Source organism: Pandoraea terrae, assembly GCF_902459695.1.
GTDB lineage: Bacteria > Pseudomonadota > Gammaproteobacteria > Burkholderiales > Burkholderiaceae > Pandoraea > Pandoraea terrae.
Window position 1 is genome coordinate 1 of sequence record NZ_CABPRZ010000065.1, and the last position, 1,186, is coordinate 1,186.

Genomic DNA, 1,186 nt, shown 5'->3' on the forward strand with positions numbered 1-1,186 from the left:
CCTGTTCGCGAAAAGCCCCGCGAAACCGGGTGAAGCCTTCGGCGCCCCCGGTCAGGGCCAGAGCCTGCTGATCAGCGTGATCACGGTGGCGGCGCTGCTGCTGATCTGGATTGCGATCACGTCGTCGGGCATGATCAAGCCACTGTTCCTGCCGGGTCCGCGTGCGATCTTCGAGAAGTTCATACAGGTCTCGACGGACGGCTTCGCCGGATCGACGCTGTGGCAGCACACGCTGATCAGCCTGGGCCGCGTATTCGGCGCGTTTGCGCTCGCGTGCGTGACGGCGATTCCCATCGGCATCATGATGGGGGTGTCGCGTATCGCGCGCGGGGTGTTCGATCCGCCGATCGAGTTCTACCGGCCGTTGCCGCCGCTGGCGTACTTGCCGCTCGTGATCATCTGGTTCGGCATCGGCGAGTTCTCGAAAATGTTCCTGATCTATCTGGCGATCTTCGCGCCGCTGGCCATCGCGGCCCGCGCCGGTGTGCGTTCGGTGTCGATGGAACAGATTCATGCGGCGTACTCGATGGGGGCGTCGCCACGGCAGATTGTGATGCACGTGATCGTCAAGTCGGCGTTGCCGGAGATCTTCACGGGCATGCGCATCGGCATCGGCGTGGGCTGGACGACACTCGTTGCCGCGGAAATGGTGGCCTCGAGCAGCGGCTTAGGCTTCATGGTGCTCAACGCCGCCGAGTTCCTTGCATCGGACGTTGTCATCATGGGCATCATCGTGATCGGCGTCTTCGCGTTCAGCTTCGACTTGCTGATGCGGTATCTGGAAAAGGTGCTGGTGCCTTGGAAGGGCAAGGTGTAAGGCGCGACCGAAACGAGCGAGACTACCCGGCACTGCCAAGGTCCCCCGCACGATGTTGTGCGGGGGACTTTGTTTTGGGGGCGCTGCTCGCGAAACGAAAAGAATCGTGCGCCGGCCCCCTTCCATTTACAGTCCCGGTCCGTCGTATTCAATGCGTGCAAACTCGATACGCGCCGCCGACGCCCTGTCGAAGTCGGACGGCGCCACGCACAGCACCAGCTGAACGAAGTGCTGCACACTGGCGTAGCGCCCGATGAACCGGTTCAGCACGTCGCCGAACAATGCGATATCCCCCGACCCCATGAAGCCGCTCGGGTCGAGCGTGACCTCGATCTCGACGCCGCGCCGCAGCCCGCCGCGCTCGAGCTT

General features: G+C 63.3%; 2 protein-coding genes. One reads left to right on the top strand and one right to left on the bottom strand.

Annotated features, from left to right (window positions below; translation table 11 throughout):
* Nucleotide 1 precedes the first annotated feature (1 nt).
* Complete coding sequence (locus PTE30175_RS27980; RefSeq protein WP_150700330.1) at nucleotides 2-817, top strand: ABC transporter permease subunit; 816 nt, start codon at nucleotides 2-4, stop codon at nucleotides 815-817.
* Between the two features lie 126 nt (nucleotides 818-943).
* On the opposite strand, the gene PTE30175_RS27985 is transcribed toward PTE30175_RS27980, so the two are convergent.
* On the bottom strand, nucleotides 944-1,186 hold a 243-nt coding region (locus PTE30175_RS27985; protein WP_150700331.1), incomplete at its 5' end, for a type VI secretion system baseplate subunit TssF.